Origin of the sequence: Paenibacillus sp. Dod16 (assembly GCF_049893405.1) — a bacterium.
In the GTDB taxonomy this organism is placed as follows: domain Bacteria; phylum Bacillota; class Bacilli; order Paenibacillales; family Paenibacillaceae; genus Paenibacillus_AQ.
This window is the reverse complement of sequence record NZ_JBNDYG010000069.1, coordinates 1-23,709: the sequence shown is the minus strand read 5'-3', so window position 1 is coordinate 23,709 and position 23,709 is coordinate 1. Positions and strand designations below refer to the sequence as shown.

The window sequence follows — 23,709 nt, the reverse complement described above, 5'->3', positions numbered from 1 at the left end:
TGTAGGGAATCCTGAGGTTTCGGATACCTGCTGATTTAAATCTTAGAAAAGAGGGGAATATATGGAGTCGCCAACGCTATTGCTGCGCGACATCCCCCATGATGAACGACCAAGAGAGCGCATGATGCAATATGGGGCGAGCGCTTTAAGCCATGCAGAATTGCTGGCGATATTGCTTCGGACCGGAACCCGCCAGGAATCTGCCGTACATATAGCCCAGCGGCTGCTGGGGGAAGCAGGCGGCATCCGGCAGCTCGTTGATCTTAGCATTGAGGAAATTACGCAAATCAAAGGAATTGGAACCGCTAAGGCTGTTCAGCTGAAGGCTGGCATCGAGCTTGGACGGCGCTTGGCCGCATCGAGACATGTAGAGCCGGTTATTATTCGCAGTCCGCATGACGCGGCAGAACTGCTCAGTGAACAGATGCGCTATTTACAGAAAGAGCATTTTGTCTGTGTATTTTTAAATACGAAAAATCATGTCATTGCCCAGGAAACGTTATCGATGGGAAGCCTTAATGCTTCCATCGTTCATCCCCGCGAGGTGTTCAGAGCGGCCATCAAATGCAGCAGTGCATCCCTGGTGTGCGCGCACAACCATCCTAGCGGAGATCCGACGCCCAGCCCGGAAGACATATCGCTGACTGCACGCTTAGTGGAGGCAGGACAGATTGTCGGGATCGACGTACTGGATCATCTGATCATTGGGGACGGATCGTTTGTAAGTTTGAAGGAACGGGGCTTGATGTAATATAATAGTTCAGATTGACGAAGAAAGGGAGATACATCATGTTAGGTGGTTTTACGAAAGATTTGGGAATCGATTTGGGGACGGCAAATACGCTGGTTTATGTTCGTGGGAAAGGAATTGTCGTAAGAGAGCCTTCCGTGGTTGCTCTGCGTACAGATACGAAGAGCATTGAAGCCGTTGGTGAATCGGCTAAGAAAATGATTGGACGCACACCAGGCAACATTCGTGCCATTCGTCCGATGAAGGACGGCGTCATCGCTGATTTTGATACAACGGCTACGATGATTAAATACTTTATTCGTCAAGCACAGAAGCAGCGTTCCATATTCCCCCGTCATCCGAACGTGATGGTATGCGTGCCTTCCGGCATTACGGCGGTAGAGCAGCGTGCGGTGGAAGATGCTACCAAGCAAGCGGGAGCACGCGAAGCTTACACGATCGAGGAGCCTTTTGCAGCTGCAATCGGTGCCGATTTGCCTGTGTGGGAACCTACGGGCAGCATGGTCGTTGACATCGGCGGAGGTACGACCGAGGTTGCGGTCATTTCGCTTGGCGGTATTGTAACCAGCCGCTCTGTACGCGTTGCAGGCGATGAGATGGATGAGTCTATTATCTCCTATATCAAACGTCAATATAACTTGATGATCGGTGAGCGCACATCCGAGCTGCTTAAGATGGAAGTCGGTTCCGCCATGCCGCTGGAGACCGTGGAAACGATGGAAATTCGCGGCCGTGACTTGGTGACGGGGCTGCCGAAGACGATCACCATTACTTCGGATGAGATTAGCGAAGCGTTGGCAGATACCATTAATGCGATTGTTGAAGCGGTAAAGGTTACGCTTGAGAAATGTCCTCCGGAGCTTGCTGCGGATATTATGGACCGGGGCATCGTGCTTACGGGAGGCGGCGCATTGCTTCGCAACCTGGACAAGCTGCTCGCCGAAGAGACCGGCATGCCGGTGATCGTTGCAGAGAATCCGCTGGATTGCGTAGCCATTGGTACAGGTAAAGCGCTCGAGAACATTCACCTGTTTAAATCCCGGAGCAGCTCTGCCGTCCGTTCTAAACGGTAGAAACCGAATAGAAGTGTAAACCCCTAATGTTGGGAGAGAAAACAGTAAGTTAGAGGGTGTTGCAACTGTTTAAGCTGCTAGGCAATAAGCGTTTGTTTATTATGCTCATCGGGCTGGTAGCGTTTATCGCTATTATGGGGTTTACGCTCGGCCCGAGAGCTTCTTTATCTTGGCCTGAAAAATTCGTCAAGGATACGGTCGGTTTTGTGCAAAGTGTGTTTTATAAGCCCGCTGCCTATATAGCGGGTTTCTTTGAAGATGTGCGGAACATGAAGGCAATCTATGAAGAGAATGAGGAGCTGCGGAGAGCCGTGGCTCAATATTCTCGAGAGAGTGCGAATTACAACACGATGAAAGCTAATTACGAGAAGCTTCAAGAATTACAAGGTTTTACAGAGAACCAGAAAAATCGTTATAAATATGAATACCGTACTGCCCAGGTGCTAAGTGTTAATTCGGACCCCAATAATCGGACACTTGTCGTCGATCTGGGAGAGCGCGATGGGGTTCGTCCCAACATGTCGGTCACGACAGTGGACGGCATGGTCGGCATTATTAGCAACGTCAGCAATTTCACCTCAACGGTGAAGCTGTTGACAACGATGGACGCTCAGGATCCGAATCCACAGCCGATTTCGGTAACGGCGATCGGGAAAGAGGATAAAACGTTTGGCGTGGTTGAGAGCTATGATGAGAAGACCAACACGCTGCTCATGACGCGAATTTCGGAAGATGATCCGATTAAGGAAAAAGATAAGATCATTTCATCCGGTGCCGGAGGAGTTATTCCACAAGGTATGATCATAGGTGAAGTCATAAGCGTTCAGACGAGCCAATACGGTCAAAGCAGAACGGCTACGATCGAACCGGCGGCCAAGTTTGATGACTGGAAATATCTGATCATCGTCTTTACCCCTGAGGAGCCGAAATGATGGCGCGTAAACAAATTCTCGTCCTGCTGCTGTTCGTGCTGTTTATTCTGCAGGGCACGGTGGTTTTCTGGTTAACGCCAAGCTCGCTGCAGCTTCAGATTTATCCTAATTTTGTGTTGGTTTGCTTGTTTTTTGTATCAATTTATTATCATCGCCACACGGGGCTGGTACTCGGACTCATATTCGGCATGCTTCACGATATCGTGTATTACGGCGAGATGATTGGCACTTATTCGTTCGCTATGGGCGTATCCGCATATCTGGTGGGACTTGTATTCAAGTCCCCGCGGGCGCCGCTGCCCATGATGATGACCATTGTCATTCTGGGGAGCCTGTTGTTTGACAGTACGCTTTTTGGCATATATAAGGTGTTTCGACTCAATCCGACTTCTTATAATTGGTCACTGCTTCATCATATGCTACCCAATCTCCTTGTTCATTTTGCCTTTGCTCTGGCGATTTACGTTCCTCTTCGCAAGCAGATTGAGTTGGTTACGAAGAATCAGAGAAGGAAGGCATCCTGAACCCTCCATTATGACATTTTACTAGACTAGCAGGAACTTGAAGGTTTGAGCGCGAAATGTATAGGGATGGGAGGGACAGGCTTATGGCTGTAAAATCCAATCATGTGACGATTAAGGGCATCAAAGATGGCCTGGTATTCCTGCTTGATGACCAGTGTGAGCTGGAGGAGCTGCTCGGCGAGCTGCGCTATAAGCTGGAGCACAGTCATCAGAATATTTTGACCGGACCTATCATTCATGTGGATGTGAAGCTGGGTTCCCGGAAAATTTCCGAAGAAGAGAAGCAGACGATTCTTGACATATTGAAGCAAAAGGGCAATCTGTTGATACGTAATGTGGAATCACCGCCGTTTGAGTCGGAGCTCATACCAGAGGAGAAGCTTACGCTTAAGACAGGGATGGTGCGTTCCGGACAGGTGCTGCATCATGACGGCGATCTCTTGTTCCTCGGGGATGTGAATCCCGGCGGAACCATAACGTGCACCGGTGATATCTACATATTGGGAGCTCTGCGCGGAACCGCGCATGCCGGTGTAGAGGGCAACGAGGAAGCGATTATAGCGGCTTCGTATTTTGCCCCTACCCAGCTCCGTATCTCCCAGATGATCAGCAGACCGCCGGATGAATGGGAGACGCGGGAAACGGTCATGGAATTTGCGTATTTGAAGGACGGTAGCATGGAGATCGATAAGATCAGCAACATCTCACGTTTGGGTCGGGATTTTAATGTGTTTAAAGGGGTGTAGAACATGGGAGAGGCAATCGTCGTAACTTCAGGTAAAGGCGGAGTCGGTAAAACGACGACATCGGCGAACATCGGCACAGCTCTGGCACTGCTCGGAAAAAAAGTGTGTCTGGTTGATACGGACATCGGTCTTCGTAATTTGGATGTCGTGATGGGCCTGGAAAACCGGATTATATACGATTTATGCGACGTTGCAGAAGGGCGATGCCGACTTAACCAGGCGCTGATCAAGGACAAGCGCTTCGATGAGCTGTATATGCTTCCTGCAGCCCAGACCAAAGACAAGAATGCCGTTTCTCCAGAGCAGGTGAAAGATATCGTACTTGAATTGAAAAAGGAATTCGAATACGTCATTATCGATTGTCCGGCTGGAATCGAGCAAGGATTTAAGAATGCCATTGCCGGCGCAGATAAAGCGATTGTGGTTACAACGCCCGAGAATGCGGCCGTGCGGGATGCGGATCGGATTATCGGCTTGCTGGAGAGCTCTCATGTAGAGTCTCCGAAGCTTGTTGTAAACCGGATTCGCCCGAACATGGTGAAATCCGGCGACATGCTGGAGATCGAAGATGTGCTGCAGGTGCTGAATATTGATCTGATCGGGATCGTCCCCGATGATGAAATGGTCATTAAAGCGGCCAATATCGGGGAGCCTACGGTGATGAATCCGGACTCTCAGGCAGCCATCGCCTATAGAAACATCGCCCGGCGTATCCTGGGTGATACCGTTCCTCTGATGCAAATCCATCAGAAAAAAGGAATGTTTACCAAATTCAAAAAGTTTTTTGGAATGGGTTAAAGACTTTAACGTGAACCGGTGCCGGGAGGCATCGGTTTTTTTGTTCTGTTCGCCTCTTCAATAGGGCTTGTTCTAAATATCTTTCATCTCCTCATAGGATAGAGTAAGAAAACAAGCCCCAAGGGGGAAAGAACAATGGACATCAAAACTTCAGTTAAGAACCGAAGAGAAGCCCGCATTCGCGAGCTGCTGGAAGGAGCGTCACCGGCGCCGCATGATAAGTCGTCATGGGGGCCCGTTCCCGAGAAAAAGCCTGCCCATCCCAATCTTCACAAGACAGGCTTTATACAGGATCACAGGGCGAACCCATCCCCGCTTCTTGCAGAGAGTGAACCGGATCCCGAGCGGCTTTGGAAGCAAGGGCACCGCGGTTGGTATGGTGAGCTGGATCCCGGTGATCCAGGGGAACCGCCAAGAAAAGCTTCGTTTCTGTCGGGCTTAGTGCGCCGTATCATCGTCAGTGCGCTGGTGTTTGGATTGGCATGGGGGGTATTTTCGTTTCAGCACCCGTGGGCTCTTCGTACGCAAGCTTTTATCGTTGAGGGACTGAGCCATGAGATGGATTTTCAGGCAGCGCAGGTATGGTACGAGGAGCATTTTGGGAGCGCGCCTTCCTTCATTCCGATTTTTGGACAAACTGACGAACACTCGACGAAGGTGAATGCCGGGACTTCTTTAGTTCCTCCGATTTCCGGAAAGGTCGTCCAATCCTTTGCCGTGGATCTGAAAGGCATCGTTTTGGAAGCCGGAGGGGGTTCTTTAGCAGACCGGGCGGTTAAGAGTATAGAGACCGGACGCGTGCTTGAGATTAAAGAACATCCTGAGAATGGGATCACAATTCTCATACAGCATACAGGAGAGAGAACGGCGATATACAGCAGATTGGCAGAAACGGGACTTAAGGTAAACGATTGGGTCCAAGGTGGAGATATTGTCGGCACATTGGCGTCTTCAGGCGCAGGCAGCCCGCCCTCCCTTTATTTCGAACTGAAAGAGGGGGATCGAGGTATCGATCCGGCGGAAGTGATTCCGTTTGATTAAGTTTAAGGGAACGGTATTGTCGCTGCATCCTCTCTTTGTTATTGTCATGCTGGCCTCTGTATTCACCGGTCGCTTTTTGGAATTGCTGACCCTGTTTATTATCGTGTTTATTCATGAATTGGGACACGCCGCCGCAGCGGCAGCGATGGGGTTCAAGGTACGAGCCATTCAGATGCTGCCGTTCGGCGGCGTTGCTGTCATTGAAGATGACGGCAGGATGACTGCGATGAAGGAAATCATCATTGCGCTTGCGGGTCCGCTGCAAAATGTCATCATGATTGGAATTACCATGATGTGCAGATGGGCGGGGTGGGGAGACGAGCAGCTGTTGTCTTATATCATTCAGGGGAATCTCATCATCGCGCTGTTTAACCTTCTCCCGATTCTTCCGCTGGATGGCGGCAAAGTGCTGCAAGCCGTCATCAGCTTGCTCGCCCCATATCATGCGACCTTGCTGTGGGCTTCCCGCGCTGGCATTTTGTGCAGCTTGATCATGATCGGATATGGCTTGCAGCCGCTATTTTCCGGCGGCGGTATTCGTTTAAATGTGCTGATGATCGGCCTGTTTTTAGCGTATTCCAATTTTGAAGACTATCGGAATGTGCATTACCGGTTTTTAAGATTTTTGGTCAATCGGAGCGAGATTTATGAACGAAATTTGGATGGACTCGGTCCTGCGCAGCCAATCGTTGCAGATTCTTCGAAACCTTTGGATGATATTATGCGTCTATTTAAACGAGAGAAGTATCATCTGATTTATGTTATGAGCGGACGAGGCAGCCTGCTTGCCGTCGTTCCGGAGCAGCATGTGATTTCTTCTTATTTTGCATCAAATGGTCCGCCCTGGTATGCGTAAATCGTAAACACCATGAGGAAGACGCAGGGCGGGCCATGATTCTTTATCCATTCATATCATCTGAGATTGTGTTAGGATAAAAAATAGAATATCGTCTTCCATTTGAGGGGTGAAGCCATGAGGCAAATGATAGTTCATTGTGAACATGAGACCATTCAGATGGCCCTCATCGAAGATGGGAGGTTAGCAGAATTCGCCGTTGAGCGGAGTTGTGAGCAAAGTGTAGTCGGCAGTTTTTATAAGGGCAGGGTCGTAAATGTGCTGCCGGGGATGCAGGCGGCTTTTGTAGATATCGGGCTGAAAAAGAATGCATTTTTATATATTGATGATGTGCTCCATCCTCATTTAGAGAAGCAGCCCAAGCAGAAGCCTTCCATTTCGGAGCTGCTAACGGTAGGCCAGGAATTGATCGTGCAGGTGATGAAGGAACCGAGAGGCGGCAAGGGGGCGCGGGTCACTACCCATTTTTCGCTGCCTGGCAGATGCATGGTGTACATGCCTACTGCGGATTATGTTGCCGTCTCCAAGAAAATTGGACGTGATGCGGAGAGAGCAAGGCTGAAGAGTATCGGCGAGCAGCTTCGCACGGATGAAGAGGGGATCATTATCCGAACGGTATCAGAGGACGAGCCTCTGGAATTCCTTAAGGGAGATCTTGAGTATCTACGAAAAGAGTGGGCGCGAATTCTCGACAAGGCCGAGCTTTCTTCTGCTCCGGCGCTGCTTCATCGCGATTTAGGTCTGCTGCAGCGTTTTCTCCGCGATGCCTTTGACCCGCTTCATGATGAACTTGTGATCGACAGCAAGCTTAAAGGCGAGGAGACCAAAAGCTATCTGAAGGAAACCGTCCCTGGTATGGAGCCTAAGGTTACATATTACTCGGAAGGAAGTCCGATTTTTCAAGCTTATGGGTTGGACGAGCAGATGAGAGCTGGCTTTGCAAGGAAAATCACGCTTCCGGAAGGTGTGACCATCGTTGTTGATCAGACGGAAGCCATGACCATCATGGATGTCAACACAGCCAAATATATCGGTGGCGATAATTTCGAGGAAACGGTGCTGAAGACGAATCTTCTGGCGGCGAAGCAGATTGCAAGAATTTTGCGGCTCTGGGATATCGGAGGCATTATCATCGTTGATTTCATCGATATGGATCGTGAAGAGCACCGGGAGCAGGTTGTTTCTGCCATGGAGGCTGTAATGCGCAAGGACCGCACCAAAAGCTTTGTGGTGGGCTGGACCAAGCTGGGACTGCTGGAAATGACCCGCAAAAAAGCCAGGGAAAGCTCTTCGCTCCCATTTGCCAAGCCTTGCGGGGCTTGCGGGGGCAGAGGTTTTGTTATCGAACAATGATGTTGACGGTGAACATGGATTATGATATTATCGTTAGGTATGTGTCTAGTGATGGTTTGCTGCACATGCTGTAACCGCTCCGGTTGGGTTAGCAAGGACGTTCCTGCTTATAGGACGGACACCTTATACTAGGCGAGTCTGAGACATAGGGAGGTGCAAGCAAATGTACGCTATTATCGAAACAGGTGGTAAACAATACAAAGTTCAAGAGGGCGACGTATTGTTCATCGAGAAGCTGACTGCAGGTGACGGCGAGAGCGTGACTTTCGATCGTGTACTGGCCGTATCCAAAGAGGACGGGTTGGTAACAGGTACGCCGGTTGTTTCCGGTGCGACTGTAACTGCAAAGGTAGAGAAGCACGGTAAAGGCCGTAAGGTCGTTGTATACAAATACAAGCCGAAGAAGAACTACCACAAGAAGCAAGGTCATCGTCAACCTTACACTAAAGTAACCATCGAGAAAATCCAAGCGTAAGTAGGTGCGGTAATTGATTACTGTACAAGTACTGCGCGGGGGAGATGGACGGATCCATAGCTTTAAGGTAACGGGGCACGCGGGATATGCCAATCCTGGAGAAGATATTGTATGTGCTGGAGTTTCCAGCATTACAGTGGGAACGGTCAATTCCATTGAAGCGTTAACCGGAACTGTTATGGAGACCCAGATGAAGGGCGGCTTTCTTAGTGCGAATCTTCCGCCGACGGCAAACGACTCCGTCTCGGGACAAGTTCAACTGCTTCTCGAATCCATGGTTGTTATGTTACAGGGAATTGCCGATTCATACGGCAAGTATATAAGAATACAGGAATTGACTACTTGAAGAAGGAGGTAGACAACATGTTGAAATTGGATCTTCAGTTATTCGCATCGAAAAAAGGTGTAGGTTCCACAAAGAACGGTCGCGATAGCGAATCGAAACGTCTTGGTGTGAAACGTGCAGACGGTCAAGCAGTGACTGGCGGCAGCATCTTGGTTCGCCAACGCGGAACGAAAATTCATCCAGGCACGAACGTAGGTATCGGTAAAGACGATACTTTGTTTGCGAAAGTTGACGGCGTTGTGAAATTTGAACGTTGGGGTCGTGATCGCAAGAAAGTGAGCGTCTACCCGGTTGATGTCGCTCCAGTAGCGGCTGCAGTAGAAGCTTAATCGTTTCTTATGCTGCATACAGAAGAAGCCTTTCGGCATCGTTGCCGGGGCTTCTTTTTTTGTAAATAACGCAAAGATCATCATCCAGGGGATGAACCGTCCTGAAGGTCTATGATATACTGGGATTTGGTGAATGTAACCAATTGCTGTTGAAAGACGAGGAGAAGCGATGAAATCCTGGAAATGGATAGCAGCTGGGGCGGGGTTAACCTCCGTAATACCCGTGGCATGGATGGTATGGAAACCGACTTTGGCTGCAGGAGCAGTGTTAACGGTTTGGGCTGTCGCTGCGTCTGCCTGCGGGGCTTGGCTTGTCCGGAAATCGGAGGAGCGCAGGCAGCAAGCCATCATTCGGAATGTGGAGCAGACGGCGATTCAGATGCTGAATCACCATCGTCATGATTGGATGAATGAGCTTCAAATTTTGTACGGCTACATTCAACTTGGAAAGCTTGATAAAACAGTGGGTTCTGTGGAAAGAATAAAGGACAGGATGGCGACGGAAAGCAGAATCTCTAAGCTGGGCATTCCTTCGCTGGTTTTTTATTTACATTCATACCGTACGTACAGCAATAATCTGCAGCTCGACGTTGAAGTTGTGGACCAGGTGCAACTGGAAGACAAAGTATCGCCACAAACGGCGGAGTCTTTTACCGAAGCTATCATTCAAACGGTGAGAGCTTTTCAATTAAGCGGAAAAGCGTCTTGGGGGGATACCCGGCAATTAACATTAACATTTATGCAGCAAGAACAAGAGCTGATGGTATGGGCACAAGGAGAAGGATCCTTTGGAGACCCGGACAGCTTGAAACTTCAGATTGAACAATCCGTAAAAGGCGAAGGCATTCGGGTAGAACAAACGGAGCCGGGGGAGACCTCGTATCGTTTGTATTTGCCGTTTGTGACTTGAGGAAGGTGATTTCATGTTTGTAGATAAGGCAAAAGTATATGTAAAAGGCGGAGACGGCGGCGATGGTCTCATTGCGTTCCGTCGAGAGAAATACGTTCCTGAAGGCGGACCTGCCGGCGGAGACGGCGGTAAGGGCGGCGACGTGATTTTCCGGGTGGACGAAGGACTGCGCACGTTGATGGATTTCCGTTACCAGAAGCATTTTAAGGCCAAGCGCGGGGAAAAAGGCCGCAATAAAAGTCAGCATGGGGCCAATGCGGATAGCATGATTGTCCGTATCCCGCCGGGTACCATCTTAACGGATGACGATACCGGTGAGGTGATTGGCGATTTGACCCGACACGGTCAACAGGTTGTTGTTGCCAGAGGAGGCCGTGGAGGGCGAGGAAATATCCGCTTTGCTACCCCGAACAATCCGGCGCCTGAGCTTGCCGAGAACGGCGAGGAAGGCGAAGAGCGTTACGTAACCATGGAACTTAAAGTGATGGCTGATGTAGGTCTCGTCGGGTTCCCGAGTGTAGGCAAATCAACCTTGTTGTCCGTTGTATCTGCGGCTCAGCCAAAGATCGGCGCATACCACTTTACGACCATAACGCCGAATTTGGGAGTTGTTGAGGTTGGAGACGGTCGCAATTTTGTTATGGCTGACCTGCCTGGTCTGATTGAGGGTGCTCATGAAGGCGTGGGACTTGGTCATGCATTCCTCCGGCACGTGGAAAGAACACGCGTCATTGTCCATGTCGTGGATATGGCAGGCACGGAAGGAAGGGATCCGTTTGAGGACTGGGAAAAAATCAATGATGAAATCAGGCTCTACAACCCGGTTCTGGTCGAACGGCCGCAAATCGTAGCCGCTAATAAAATGGACATGCCGGAGGCCGAAGAGTATCTAGCGGCCTTCAAAGAGAAGCTGAAAGAGATTCGTCCGGACATCGAGGTCATGCCAATCTCCTCGCTGACCCGTCAGGGTATTCAGGAACTTCTTTACCGCACGATCGATGTGCTGGAGAGCATTCCGGACGAGCCGGCCATTGAAGAAGTATCCGAGGTTTCCGAGCGCAAGGTTTATAAATTCAAAGCGCAGAACGACAACTCCTTCACCGTTACTAGGGATAATGAGATGTATGTTGTGCATAGCGAGCGAATTGAGCGGATGCTGAAACGGATGCAGATGAATTCGCATGATGCCATTCTGAAGCTTGCAAGAACGATGCGCCATATGGGCGTCGATGAAGAACTTCGGAAACGGGGCGCGACAGAAGGCACCATTGTACGAATTGGTGATTTCGAATTTGAATTTGTTGAAGGCAGCAGCTACTATTAATTAGCAAAAAATAGGTTTGTGAGAAAATACCGCAAGGTCTGTTTAACAGCAGGCTTGGCGGTATTTTTTTATGGAGGAAGTTGTGTCCCAGATATCACGTAAACATGCTCTGTGTTTTATGGTAACGGTAAGGAAGTTGTTCAGAGATATCATTTTCCACTTAGGTTTCCAAATTTTGCATCCACATATCGGGTAAATCGTATACAATGGTAGTACAATAGTCCTTTTCCATAGACTATCAGGATGGAAGGAACGGTGTATAAAGGAGAGTAGAACTATGGCTATTATTGAAGTTGTAAAATACGAAGGACCGCCGGATGTGTTTGCCTGGCGTTATCCGAATCAGGAGTTAGGTACATGGACCCAACTTATTGTTCATGAGACACAGGAGGCCATCCTGTATAAGGGTGGTCAGGCCCTGGACTCCTTCGCGGCTGGGCGGCATACACTGAGTACGGCGAATATACCGATATTATCCAATGTGATCAATCTTCCATTCGGCGGGAAGTCTCCCTTTACGGCAGAAGTCTGGTTTGTGAACAAACTTCGTTCACTGGACGTGAAATGGGGGACCAGCTCGCCGATCCAGCTGCAAGATCCAAAATACAATATTATCGTATCGGTCCGGGCTTTTGGCCAATTCGGCGTACAGATCAGCGATCCGCGAAAGTTTCTGGGGACCCTGGTTGGCACACTGTCGACTTTTGATCAAAGCACACTGATTAAATATTATCGCGGCGTACTGATGTCCAATATTACGGAAATCATATCCTCCTATATCGTTCGCAAAAAAATCAGCGTTGTGGAGATCAATGCTTACATAGCGGAAATATCGAAGCATATCATGGAAGCGATTGCGCCTTCATTTGAAGAAATGGGGATCACCCTGCTGAATTTCTATGTGGACTCCATCAACATCCCGGAGAATGACCCGGCAGCTGTTCGTATCAAGGAAGCGTTGGCAAAGAAAGCGGAGATGGACATCATCGGATATACCTATCATCAAGAAAGAACCTTTAATACGCTGGAGGGGGCGGCAAAGAATCAAGGCAGCCCGGCAGCGGTCATGGGAACCGGATTGGGCATGGGACTTGGGATGGCTGGTCCGATGTATGAGACCGTGGGGAAAATGTTTGAGGACTCAAAGGATCCAGGAAAGAACGAGCTCCATACCAAACAGAAAGCGTGTACCCAGTGCGGAACACTGAGCGCAGAAGAGGCGCGATTCTGTTCGGGATGCGGACAATCGCTTCAGGTGCAGGCTGAGGAGGAACTGGCGAGCACCGTTCAATGCAACGATTGCGGACAGCCACTGCCTCCCAATGCCAAGTTTTGTCTTCACTGCGGTGACCCGTACCATGCATGCCCTGAATGTGGCCATGACCACCCGGCCGGTGCCGTCGAATGTCCGGATTGCGGTGCAGCGCTTCCTATGCCTTGCAGGGCATGCGGTGAACTGGTGGATGCAAAAGCCAAGTTTTGCCCGCACTGCGGGTCAAGTCATGCGCTAACATGTCCTGGATGTCAACATGAGATCAAACCAGGCCAGAAGTTTTGCATGGAGTGCGGACATAAATTGATGTGAAGTGAAAGTGAGGGAATAGAGTGAGTACAAGAACCACAAGTCGAAATGGATTATGGCTGGCTGCCGCGGTGCTTCCGGTCTTAACCATCCTTCTGTTCGGATTGATCGGAGGGATCGTTCAGCTGAATGCTTGGATATCGGGCATCGCTCTCGGATGCGCCGAGGCGGCCATTCTCGTCTTTATCGGTTTAGTTGTCCACCGGCGCAAAGCGGGTTCGCCAGGAGCTCCTTTTTATATTGCTTCAGGCGTCATTATAGGAGTCTATGCCATTTCCGTTTTGCTGGAGGTCATTCTGCTGGGGTATTTATTTAAGCTGCCTGAATCTTCTTATTTTATGATTCATCTTATAACCTTCCTGGGGTTCTCGGTGGTTTTGGGACTGATAGCTCTGACGGGAAAATATGCAGGAGCTCATGAACGAAAGGAAAGTGATCATCTAGCGGTTCAGAAAGAGACGGTGGCCTGGATCGGGGGAATCCGAAGAAAACTAGGTGAGATGCCAGGAGAGAACATTCATTCGTTAGACCGGCAGATGGCCGAGCTGGAAGAAACGCTTCGTTATAGCGATCCTATCACGCATACCTCTTTATATGAAGTGGAGCATATGATCCAGCAAAAAATCGCATTGTTGGAGGACCAAGTGGCGCTGATCGGAGAGACGCAAGCAGAACAACGCGATGAGCTGGCAGAGCAAACCGTTCACATCATCCGCGATATCCTGAGAACGGTACAGGATCGTAACACCGAACTTTTGAAGGCAAAAGCGGGATCGACCTAATGCAGATGATAGAGGGGATAGAATATGGGAGCGTCTGAACTGAAGCGCTTTAAACAGAAGTTCACGACCATGGATTATTTCATTATTGCGCTGGCGGTACTGTTTTTTCCGCTGGCCATTGTGCTTGCGGCTGTTCGGGTGCTTGTCACCCATCGCCATAACCACTGTAAGGGAAGAAACAACCGGCTCTTCGGGTGGGTTCTGGTCATAACCTATGGAATCATTGAATTGCTTATGATCCTCGCGACGATTGAAGATAAAGATGTCGACGGCCTCTATTCGGCTTCCATCGTATGGGGCGTTATTATACTGGTTCCAGCCATCATCATGCTGTTGATTGGCAAGAAAGAAGATAAGAAATTCAACMGTTTGCTGCAATTTTATTCGAATGCCATTATGCAAAGAGGGCTCGTCCAAATTGATCATATCGCTCGAGAGGCAAGGCAAAAGCCGGCCCATGCCGTCCGAGATATTACGTTCATGTTTGAACGGCATATGCTGCCTAATGGAAAGCTGGACAATGGAGTTGTCATCATCCCCTCCTTGCAGAGGAGATCCCAGTCTTCATTCCAAGGAGAATTTGTTTCACGCAGCGGACAGCGAGTGCAGTATTCACTAGGTCAAGTTGCGGCTGAACCAGCGGCAATAACCCGAAACGAAGCGGAGCCCGATCCTGGGCCGAAGTCTGTGGAATGCCCGGGCTGCGGGGCAAGGTCGGTCGTAACGCATTTGGAGAAAAAAGAATGTGAGTATTGCGGTTCGGTGATTGTGGCTTAACCTTAGTTATGCGTCCGATTAACAAAATTGAGGAGATCGTGGTATGAGCATTCCAATAAAGCCCTTTAAATCGCAATTTTCAAAATTCGATTATTTTATTATTGGCTTGACGTATGTGTTTTTTCCATTAGCGTTGATCATTGCTGGATTTCGTATTTTGCCTACACAACAACATCACAGTTACAGGGGAAGAAATGCAAGGCTGATGGGATGGGTATTGTTCGGTTCGTACATTATGACTTCTGTGATCTTTTTACTGGCGAGCGAAACCAGTGAGGAGTTCTTAAACGACAATTTAGCAATGGCATTGTGCCTATTAGTCCCTGGCTTGCTGCTGCTTGTTGCTGCTGACCTGGCAGACAAGAAATTCCGAAAGCTGTTGAGAATTTATGCAGAGGCCGTCTTGCAGCGGCGTCTGATTTACATCGATCATATTGCGATTGCAGCGAATCAAACTCCATCCCATGTGGTCCGTGATTTGAACTATATGATCAAGGAGCGGATGCTCCCTTACGGGAAGATTGAGAATGGTGTGCTGATGATCACTTCACTGCATAGAGAGTCAGTAAAGCCAGCCGAGATTCAGCAGGATATTGGATCGAAGTCTGTGGAATGTTCAGGCTGTGGTGCAAGAACCGTGATTTCACACCAAGAGGAAAAAGAGTGCGAGTACTGCGGCACGATCATTGTTGCTTAGATTTCACGCGGACCGTTTGAAATCAAATCGAAAGCATGGTTGTTTTATCGGCAGTCTCCGCATACCGGAGACTGCTTTTTCTTGCGCATTAATTACAATTTTGATGTGAATATCGATGTGTTCCGGTTTGAATTGCGATATAGTATAGGCTATAGAGTTGACATATAAATATCGGGTTAACCAAAAAACTGGACACTTATGTATTGCCCTTACATGGTATATCCAGTATAATGTCCACTATACGAATACAGTAGTCTTTGAGGAGAGGACGTTTGTGAAGGAACGCTACTATTTGGTCCGGGAAGACATCCTTCCCGAGGCTGTGGTTAAGACGATGCAAGTAAAAAAATTGCTGGCATCGGGAGACGTTAGAACGGTCCATGAAGCTGTTGAACAGGTTGGGCTTAGCCGAAGCGCTTTTTATAAGTACAAGGATGGAATCCATCCCATCAATCAACTGGAACGTGATGAAATCGTAACGATTTCTATCGATATGGAACATCGCTCGGGGATGCTATCCGAAGTGCTGGGGCTGGTAGCGGGTGAAGGCGGGAATGTGCTAACCATTCATCAGAGTATTCCGCTGCAGGGAATCGCCAATGTCGTGATTTCCGTCGAAGTTTCCCGGCTGAATGAGGAGCTGGATGACCTGCTTGACGGATTGAGGCGAATAGCTGGAGTAAGAAGAGTGCAGATGATAGGCCAAGGTTAAGTTATGACGAATTAAATAGATATCTATGTGATGGGATACAGGAGGTAATGTATTAATGAAACCGGTCAAAGTAGGGCTTTTGGGATTAGGAACCGTAGGAACAGGGGTTGTCCGCATCGTAGAGGGACACCAGGAGGATTTGAGCAGCCAGGTCGGTTCGCCGATTACGATAGAACGTATCGCTGTCAAACATTTGGAGAAGTACCGCAGTGTCAATGTGGATCAGAATAAACTGACGGAAGATCCATGGGCGGTCATCCGCGATCCCGAGATTGATGTCATCGTTGAAGTGATGGGCGGGATCGAGCAGACGAAAACCTATATTCTCGAAGCGCTTGAGCGCGGCAAGCATATCGTTACCGCGAATAAGGATCTGATGGCTCTCCACGGTGCCGAAATATTGGCCAAGGCGCAAGAGAAGCAGTGCGACGTGTTCTACGAGGCAAGTGTTGCTGGCGGTATTCCCATTATCCGCACGCTGATTGAAGGCTTCTCCTCGGATCGTATCATGAAAATTATGGGGATCGTGAACGGTACAACCAATTTCATTCTGAGCAAGATGAGTCAAGAAGGCGCATCGTATGAAGATGTCCTGGCCGAAGCTCAGGAACTGGGTTATGCAGAAGCTGACCCGACCTCCGATGTTGAAGGATTGGACGCGGCGCGCAAGATGGCGATTCTCGGCACACTTGGCTTCCGCACGAACGTCGAGCTCCAGGATGTAACCGTTAAGGGAATCTCGCAAGTGACCAAAGAAGATATCGCTTATGCGAAGCGTTTGGGTTATGAGATGAAACTTCTGGGTATCGCGGAGCGTCAGGACGATGAGTTCAGCATCACGGTTCAGCCTACGATGGTTCGGAAGGGACATCCTATCGCAGCCGTGAATGGGGTATTTAACGCGGTTTATGTATATGGAGAAGCTGTAGGCGAAACGATGTTTTACGGAGCCGGCGCTGGTGAGATGCCAACCGCTACATCCGTTGTGGCAGACCTGGTTGCCGTTATCAAGAATCTGAAGCTCGGCGTCAACGGTCTCAAAGCCATCGTTCCTTACAAACCGAAGAAACTCAAAACCGACGAGCAGATCATGTATAAGAACTTCATTTTGCTTCATGTCGACGATAAAGCAGGTGTACTTGCCCAAATTACCCAGGTGTTCGCTGAATATAACGTCAGCCTGGAATCCGTTGTCCAGCAGCCGAACGAGCATAATCCGGACGCAGAGATTATCATCGTCACCCACAATGCGAGCAAAGCCAATATGGATGAAGTGTTGAATCATTTTGAAGGCCTGGAAGTCATTCGCCGGATTAAAAGTGTTTACCGTGTTGAAGGATAAAGGATTAGAACTCATTAAATAACCCTATATAATTTTTTCTTAAGAAAAGGAGAACAAGAGAGATGCCGTATGAAGGATTGCTTCAAACCTACAGAGAATATTTGCCGGTGAATGAGCGTACTCCGCTTCTAACGCTAAAGGAAGGGAACACCCCTCTGATCAAAGCTGTGAATTTATCCGAAGAGCTTGGAATTGATCTGCATTTCAAATTTGAAGGGCTGAATCCTACGGGTTCATTCAAAGACCGCGGGATGGTGATGGCTGTAGCGAAAGCGATGGAAGAGGGAAGCCGCACCATCATGTGCGCTTCAACGGGCAATACGTCTGCAGCAGCTGCTGCTTATGCCGCTCGTGGCGGATTGAATTGTATCGTAATCATTCCGAACAACAATATTGCGCTGGGCAAGCTCGCCCAAGCGATGATTTACGGAGCGAAGGTCATTGCGATTGAAGGCAATTTTGACCGCGCGCTGGAAATTGTGCGTGAGATTACGGCGAAGCATCCGATTGCGCTTGTAAACTCCGTGAATCCTTATCGAATCGAAGGCCAGAAGACGGCTGCATTCGAAGTCGTTGACCAGTTAGGGAAAGCGCCGGACGTGCTGGCCATTCCGGTCGGCAACGCGGGGAACATCTCCGCTTACTGGAAAGGATTTAAAGAATACCATGCTGCGGGCAAATCGTCCTCTCTGCCAAGAATGCTTGGATTTGAAGCGGAAGGAGCGATGGCCATCGTGAAGGGAGAGCCTATTGCAAATCCGGAAACGGTAGCGACTGCCATCCGTATCGGGAACCCGGCCAGCTGGAAAACCGCGGTTGCGGCCGCTGAGGAATCCGGCGGACAGATTAACTATGTTACGGACGAAGAGATTTTGGACGCATACCGCAAAATCGCATCGCGTGAGGGCATTTTTGCCGAGCCAGGATCGGCTGCCTCCATCGCAGGCGTTTATAAAATGAAGCGCGAAGGATATTTTAAAGGTGGAGAGTCCGTAGTCTGTGTGCTGACAGGGCATGGGCTCAAGGATCCGAATATCGCCATTTCTACCGTGAACGCCGAACCGCTCGTCGTATCAGATACGGAATCAGCCGTAATGGATGCTATTGCTAAGCTTGAAGGAGCTGCACGGGTATGAGTTTGTCCCAAGGTGTCCGGGTGAAGGTACCGGCCAGTACGGCTAATTTGGGACCCGGATTCGATACACTCGGCATGGCATTGTCTATGTATTCCTGGATCGAGATGAAGGCGTCGGAGCGGACCGTATTCCATCTTCATGGTGATGAGATGGGCGGTCTGCCGACCGATAAGAGCAACCTGATCTATAAGGTGGCTCAGATGGTTTTTGAAGAGGCGGGACAGGCTGTTCCCGATCTTGAGATTTYCATGTATTCCGAAATTCCGCTTACCCGCGGTCTTGGCAGCAGTGCTTCGGCGATTGTAGGGGCTCTGGCGGCTGCCAATGCGCTGATCGGTTCACCCCTGCCGGATTCCAAGCTTTTTGATATGGCGACGAATCTTGAGAAGCACCCGGATAATGTAGGAGCTTCATTATTTGGAGGGATTATTACGGCTGTATGGGACGGAGCTCATGCGGATTATATACGTATTGAACCTCCAGCAGACCTCGGAACGCTCGTTGTTATTCCCGATTTCGAATTGGCAACATCCAAAGCAAGAGAAGCGCTGCCCGCCCAGGTCAGTTTAGCGGATGCTGTGTATAATATTAGTCGGTCCTCCTTGATGACCGCGGCTCTTTCTGCAGGCAGACTGGACTTGATATCTGCCGCAATGCAAGACCGGATTCATCAGCCTTATCGGGTACCGCTTGTGCCAGGGATGAGCAAAATTTTGGCCGAAGCGACAAGCCACGGAGCGCTGGGGATTGCGCTAAGCGGAGCGGGCCCGACGATGATTGCGTTGGTGGATCGGAACGATTCGCGGGTAGAAGAATTGAGCGCGTATTTAGTGCAGACGATGAAGGCGGAAGGAATTTCGGCTTCGTGCTACCCGTTGAATCCAGTTGCCGAAGGCGTCCAGCTCTTGGAAGATATAAACAATAGATCCTTTTTGGATATGATTAGAGGGGAAGTTACCGCATGAAAAAAATAGCCTTGTTGCCCTCAGGATCGGTATCTCATGAAGCGATACTTTATCTCCTTAACGGTGAGCCGGTGGAATTTGTCCACCATAAACTGATCTCTGATGTATTTATGTCTACAGTAGAAGGAAAAAGCGATTACAGCGTAATCCCGATTGAGAATACCATCGAAGGTTCCGTGAGCCTTCATATGGATTGGTTGGTCAATGAGGTGGATCTGCCGATGCAGGTGGAGTGGGTCTATCCTTCCATTCAGAACCTGATCGGAAATGCTGCCGAGTTCCAGTCCAATGACGGTACGATGGATTACAGTAAAATCACAAAAATTTGGTCTCACCAAGTAGCAACGGCCCAGTGCCGTCAGTTCCTCGCGAAGGCCGCGCCACAGGCTGAGTTGGAGCAAGTAGGCAGCACCTCGGAAGGGGTTAAAATCGTAAAGGAAAATCCCGGCCAGGGATGGGCGGCGATCGGCACTACACTAGGCGCTGCCACTCACGGATTAAACGTGCTTGCCGAGCGTATTACCGACCATGATAATAATTACACCCGGTTTGTATTAATCGGACGCGAGCCGATTTTAGTCAACCGTTCGCCGGAGCATATCAAGACCAGCATTCTCGTGACCCTCCCAGAGGATGTGCCGGGAGCGCTGCATCAGGTGCTTTCGGCGTTTGCTTGGCGGCGCCTGAATCTGTCGCGGATTGAATCCCGTCCGACGAAGAAGAAGCTGGGTAATTACTATTTTTACATCGATGTCATGGCTGCAGCAGATTCGGTTCTGTTGGTCGCCGCCATGGGAGAGATTGAAGCGCTGGGATGTGTGGTTCGTGTGCTGGGTACTTATCCGGGCTATGCGTACGAGAGTGAGAAAATGGAGGTTAAGTAAATGTCAGAGCAATGGATCTATCTGGATGGAGAATTCGTCACAAAAGAGAATGCAAAAGTATCCGTTTTTGATCATGGATTCCTGTACGGAGACGGCATATTCGAAGGGATTCGGATATATAACGGCAACATCTTTAAGTGCAAGGAACACTTGGATCGGCTGTACGATTCCGCCAAGTCCATCGATTTAGTCATCCCATTGACATATGATGAGCTGCTGGAGGCTATGGCCGAGACGATTCGGCGCAACGATATGCGAAACGGGTACATCCGTATCGTAGTATCCCGAGGTGCAGGCAATCTGGGTCTGGACCCGCGTCGCTGCCCTAAACCAACGGTGTTGATCATTGTGGAACAGCTGGCGATCTACTCCGAAGAAGCTTATCTTAACGGTTTGAAGGCCGTATCCGTAGCCCAGCGCCGCAACATTCCGGATGCGCTCAATCCGAAAATCAAGTCTCTGAACTATTTGAACAACATTCTTGTGAAGATCCAATCCAACTTTGCGGGAGCGGATGAAGCGATCATGATGAACGCACAAGGATATGTGACGGAAGGCTCAGGTGACAATATTTTCATCGTGAAAAACGGCGTGGTCACAACGCCTCCGTGCTACCTTGGTGCGCTTGAAGGCATTACGCGCCAGGCGATTATCGATTTATGCGATAAACTCGGCATCAAATTGAAGGAAGAGCCTTTCAGCATGCATGACGTATATATTGCAGACGAAGTGTTTTTTACAGGAACCGCCGCTGAGGTCATCGCCGCTCGTGAAATTGACGGACGGATGATCGGAAAAGGGCAGGCTGGTCCAATTACGCTTCAACTGCTCGAGGAATTCCGCAAAATTGTGGATCAAGACGGTTATAAAGTATGGGAATCCTAACGTTTTAGGACAGCTAAATAAACGACTTAAACCATCCTTTCATGTCGATGAAAGGATTTTTTTTGCCCAGAGGGATGTCAATCGCCCATTCCGTGCATAGGATGTAGTAACGAAAGCGGGCGAATAACATGACGCCTAGAAGAGTGTAGGAGGTTTTAGCGGCGTGAAGATACACATCGTCAAGGAAGGCGACACCCTATATGAGCTGTCCAAAAAATACGACGTTCCATTAGCGAAAATCATCGATGCCAATCCACAGCTGGTGGATCCGAATAAGCTCGATGTCGGTGCCAAAATCAAAGTACCGACAGAGCCTGTTCCGGTACCAGGCGGCAGCCAACCCATTATCCATAAGCATACGGTAAAGCAGGGGGACTCCCTCTGGAAACTGTCGAAGGCATGGGGCGTAACCCTGAAGGAAATTATTGATGCCAACCCGCAGCTTAAAAATCCGAATGCCCTGCTGGTTGGAGAGGTCGTGAACATCCCTTCATCAGGCGTATATTCGGAGTCGGGCACAGATGACGGGGTTTCGATGAGCAGTGGCAGTGGCAGTGGCAGTGGTTCGAACCCGGGCAAGAAGAAGCCGGGCGGTAAGGATTACACCGGAGTGAAGGAAGAAATCACAGCGCCGATCGAGCAGCCACCGGTTGTACCGGAAGTTAAGGAACCCGAGCCGCCGATTTTACCAAAACTGCCTGAGATTTCACCATTCCCCGAGGAGCCTAAAAAATTCGAACCGGAGCACAAACCGGAGATTTTACCTGAAATCAAGAAGCCGGTCATCCTGCCGGAGGTCAAGAAACCAGAGATCCTGCCAGAAGTGAAGAAACCGGATGTCCTGCCGGATTTTAAAAAGCCTGTGATCATGCCTGAATTCAAGCCGGAGTTCAAACCTGAATTCAAACCCGAATTCAAACCAGAGTACAAACCGGATTACAAACTGCCATATAAACCAATAGAGCCGGAGTTTACGCATCCTGTCAAAACCATGCCGTTACCTTACCCAATCCATCCTATGGCCGAACCATGTCCGCCGTTTGCGGAGATGCCACTTCATATGATGCCGCATCCTTGTCCGGAATTTCCTTTTCAAGAAGCGCCTGCATTTATGATGCCTCCATACGGTGGTTATCATGAAGGACCATGTGGTTGCCATGAACCTAAACATTGGCATGGAGCCGAATACGGCACAGCTGTCCATCCGTATCACCATATACCGCAGGAAGCGATGCCTGTATCCTATAATGAAGGCTGGGGAAATGTACCTTCAGGATATCCGGGTGTTTCTGAACAGCCCATGAGCTTGGAATATTCCCAGTTCTCGATCACGGAATCATATACAGGAAATGTGGGTTCCGATTACCATCCATATCCTGAGCATCATCATACAGCGGCGACATATGGTTATGTTCCGTCTCCTTGCGGATGCCATGGGGGAGAAGTTAGTCCATACCACAATAAGCCACATCACGGGTACCCACAACACGGGCATCACCAGTACGCACCCGACATGGCTGTACCGTATCAACCGTGGCAGGGTGGAATGGACTACAATGCTGGGGCATACGGCCATCCGTCCGCACTCATGGGAACTCAAGGAGCATATCCTCCATTTGTAAATCCATATGAACCAAACTGGAATGATCGGCAAAACGACCAGCCGTTCGATTCGGCATTCAATCCGTCGGCTCCATACGAAGCGGAGCAATCTAATATGTCGGTCAGCAGTGAAATTGGGAATGAAACGGAACCATCCGTATCCAGAGATACTTCCATTGAAGAGGATGCCAAGGAGAGAGCTAAAGTCCATCGTCAGCAAGCCAATAAAACAAGAACAGCAGCCAAGAAATCACGAAAGCCTCAAGGTTCATCAAAAGGTAAACGCCACAATCCATGGATCAAGGGTTAAGACATTATCAATGAAGGCCAGGTTACAGCAAACAAAAGGGACCACATCTTGGTCCCTTTTGTTTGCTCACCCGACATAATGTCTATGAATCTATTGTAATGTGATACTGCTGACCGCCATTTATAAATGAAATGCATATGGAAGAAATTATGTATTGCTATCGAATCGGAAAATATGATACATTATAAATCCAGTCGCGAACAGCAAGATTGCGATGGGATAGAGGTCAACGAAAGTAATGAAGAACTTAAGAAGAACTAAGAAGAACTTAAAAAACTTTCTAAAAAAACCTCTTGCATTATCGAAACAAACATGATATATTATAAGAGTTGCTGGTGCGAACGAGATTCGCTAGCGACGAAGAAGTTGATCTTTGAAAACTGAACAACGAGTGAGTAAAACGAACCACTTTGGTGGGGCGTTGAAATAGAGAATTGAACAAATTCTCGTCAGTTAAGAAATGAGCAAGTCAAACATAGGATGGAACACCTCATCACCTTCGGGTATGAGATTCCTTCCGATCCTTATTGGAGAGTTTGATCCTGGCTCAGGACGAACGCTGGCGGCGCTGGCGGCG

General features: G+C 49.2%; 25 protein-coding genes. All 25 read left to right on the top strand.

Annotated elements, in window-relative coordinates:
- Window positions 1–61: 61 nt before the first annotated feature.
- The 25 genes from radC (at window position 62) to ACPV3A_RS34230 (ending at window position 23,132) form a co-directional block, all read left to right on the top strand.
- Window positions 62–751 carry a RadC family protein gene (radC, locus tag ACPV3A_RS34350; RefSeq protein WP_009593994.1) on the top strand — a complete coding sequence of 230 codons (690 nt, stop codon included), beginning with the start codon at window positions 62–64 and terminating at the stop codon, window positions 749–751.
- Between the two features lie 38 nt (window positions 752–789).
- Window positions 790–1,824, top strand: a complete 1,035-nt coding sequence (locus tag ACPV3A_RS34345; RefSeq protein ID WP_009593998.1) for a rod shape-determining protein — start codon at window positions 790–792, stop codon at window positions 1,822–1,824.
- Between the two features lie 56 nt (window positions 1,825–1,880).
- Window positions 1,881–2,756, top strand: a complete 876-nt coding sequence (mreC, locus tag ACPV3A_RS34340) for a rod shape-determining protein MreC (RefSeq protein WP_194541479.1) — start codon at window positions 1,881–1,883, stop codon at window positions 2,754–2,756.
- On the top strand, window positions 2,753–3,280 hold the full coding sequence (gene mreD / locus ACPV3A_RS34335; protein ID WP_194541480.1) for a rod shape-determining protein MreD: 528 nt from the start codon (window positions 2,753–2,755) through the stop codon (window positions 3,278–3,280). Before mreC ends, mreD begins: the two co-directional genes overlap by 4 nt.
- An 83-nt stretch (window positions 3,281–3,363) precedes the next feature.
- A complete protein-coding gene (locus ACPV3A_RS34330) occupies window positions 3,364–4,026 on the top strand; it encodes a septum site-determining protein MinC (protein WP_194541481.1) in 663 nt (220 codons plus the stop codon).
- Window positions 4,027–4,029: 3 nt separating this feature from the next.
- Complete coding sequence (minD, locus tag ACPV3A_RS34325) at window positions 4,030–4,824, top strand: septum site-determining protein MinD (protein WP_009594006.1); 795 nt, start codon at window positions 4,030–4,032, stop codon at window positions 4,822–4,824.
- Window positions 4,825–4,959: 135 nt separating this feature from the next.
- Window positions 4,960–5,865, top strand: coding sequence for a peptidoglycan DD-metalloendopeptidase family protein (locus ACPV3A_RS34320; protein WP_426204277.1), 906 nt, complete (start codon window positions 4,960–4,962; stop codon window positions 5,863–5,865).
- Window positions 5,858–6,721: a M50 family metallopeptidase gene (locus tag ACPV3A_RS34315; RefSeq protein ID WP_426204275.1), complete on the top strand. Its 864-nt coding sequence runs from the start codon at window positions 5,858–5,860 to the stop codon at window positions 6,719–6,721. Before ACPV3A_RS34320 ends, ACPV3A_RS34315 begins: the two co-directional genes overlap by 8 nt.
- A gap of 117 nt (window positions 6,722–6,838) precedes the next feature.
- Entirely contained in the window at window positions 6,839–8,074 is a 1,236-nt protein-coding gene (locus tag ACPV3A_RS34310; RefSeq protein WP_220686151.1) for an Rne/Rng family ribonuclease, read from the top strand.
- 163 nt (window positions 8,075–8,237) lie between these two features.
- Window positions 8,238–8,549: a 50S ribosomal protein L21 gene (gene rplU / locus ACPV3A_RS34305; protein WP_113061207.1), complete on the top strand. Its 312-nt coding sequence runs from the start codon at window positions 8,238–8,240 to the stop codon at window positions 8,547–8,549.
- 13 nt (window positions 8,550–8,562) lie between these two features.
- The gene (locus tag ACPV3A_RS34300) at window positions 8,563–8,895 is read left to right on the top strand and encodes a ribosomal-processing cysteine protease Prp (RefSeq protein WP_194541485.1); all 333 of its coding nucleotides are present in this window, start codon (window positions 8,563–8,565) and stop codon (window positions 8,893–8,895) included.
- A 17-nt stretch (window positions 8,896–8,912) separates the two neighbouring features.
- On the top strand, window positions 8,913–9,224 hold the full coding sequence (gene rpmA, locus ACPV3A_RS34295; RefSeq protein WP_015734021.1) for a 50S ribosomal protein L27: 312 nt from the start codon (window positions 8,913–8,915) through the stop codon (window positions 9,222–9,224).
- Window positions 9,225–9,393: 169 nt separating this feature from the next.
- The gene (locus ACPV3A_RS34290) at window positions 9,394–10,134 is read left to right on the top strand and encodes a Spo0B domain-containing protein (protein ID WP_233354790.1); all 741 of its coding nucleotides are present in this window, start codon (window positions 9,394–9,396) and stop codon (window positions 10,132–10,134) included.
- Window positions 10,135–10,147: 13 nt separating this feature from the next.
- Window positions 10,148–11,458, top strand: a complete 1,311-nt coding sequence (obgE, locus tag ACPV3A_RS34285; protein ID WP_426204270.1) for a GTPase ObgE — start codon at window positions 10,148–10,150, stop codon at window positions 11,456–11,458.
- Window positions 11,459–11,735: 277 nt separating this feature from the next.
- The gene (locus tag ACPV3A_RS34280) at window positions 11,736–13,043 is read left to right on the top strand and encodes an SPFH domain-containing protein (RefSeq protein ID WP_426204268.1); all 1,308 of its coding nucleotides are present in this window, start codon (window positions 11,736–11,738) and stop codon (window positions 13,041–13,043) included.
- Window positions 13,044–13,063: 20 nt separating this feature from the next.
- Window positions 13,064–13,822 (top strand): FlxA-like family protein, encoded by a 759-nt coding sequence (locus ACPV3A_RS34275; protein ID WP_194541487.1) that lies wholly within the window; start codon window positions 13,064–13,066, stop codon window positions 13,820–13,822.
- 24 nt (window positions 13,823–13,846) lie between these two features.
- A complete protein-coding gene (locus ACPV3A_RS34270; RefSeq protein WP_426204265.1) occupies window positions 13,847–14,599 on the top strand; it encodes a hypothetical protein in 753 nt (250 codons plus the stop codon).
- A gap of 43 nt (window positions 14,600–14,642) precedes the next feature.
- Window positions 14,643–15,296: a hypothetical protein gene (locus tag ACPV3A_RS34265; RefSeq protein ID WP_426204264.1), complete on the top strand. Its 654-nt coding sequence runs from the start codon at window positions 14,643–14,645 to the stop codon at window positions 15,294–15,296.
- Between the two features lie 274 nt (window positions 15,297–15,570).
- Entirely contained in the window at window positions 15,571–16,008 is a 438-nt protein-coding gene (locus ACPV3A_RS34260; protein ID WP_009594028.1) for an ACT domain-containing protein, read from the top strand.
- Window positions 16,009–16,063: 55 nt separating this feature from the next.
- A complete protein-coding gene (locus ACPV3A_RS34255) occupies window positions 16,064–17,350 on the top strand; it encodes a homoserine dehydrogenase (RefSeq protein ID WP_194541490.1) in 1,287 nt (428 codons plus the stop codon).
- 62 nt (window positions 17,351–17,412) lie between these two features.
- Window positions 17,413–18,486, top strand: coding sequence for a threonine synthase (gene thrC / locus ACPV3A_RS34250; RefSeq protein WP_194541491.1), 1,074 nt, complete (start codon window positions 17,413–17,415; stop codon window positions 18,484–18,486).
- Window positions 18,483–19,451 (top strand): homoserine kinase, encoded by a 969-nt coding sequence (gene thrB / locus ACPV3A_RS34245; protein WP_426204263.1) that lies wholly within the window; start codon window positions 18,483–18,485, stop codon window positions 19,449–19,451. The genes thrC and thrB overlap by 4 nt, the downstream gene beginning before the upstream one ends.
- Window positions 19,448–20,335 carry a prephenate dehydratase gene (pheA, locus tag ACPV3A_RS34240; protein WP_194541493.1) on the top strand — a complete coding sequence of 296 codons (888 nt, stop codon included), beginning with the start codon at window positions 19,448–19,450 and terminating at the stop codon, window positions 20,333–20,335. The genes thrB and pheA overlap by 4 nt, the downstream gene beginning before the upstream one ends.
- Window positions 20,336–21,220, top strand: coding sequence for a branched-chain-amino-acid transaminase (gene ilvE, locus ACPV3A_RS34235; protein ID WP_426204261.1), 885 nt, complete (start codon window positions 20,336–20,338; stop codon window positions 21,218–21,220).
- A 163-nt stretch (window positions 21,221–21,383) separates the two neighbouring features.
- Complete coding sequence (locus tag ACPV3A_RS34230; protein WP_426204259.1) at window positions 21,384–23,132, top strand: LysM peptidoglycan-binding domain-containing protein; 1,749 nt, start codon at window positions 21,384–21,386, stop codon at window positions 23,130–23,132.
- The last annotated feature ends 577 nt before the right edge of the window (window positions 23,133–23,709 follow it).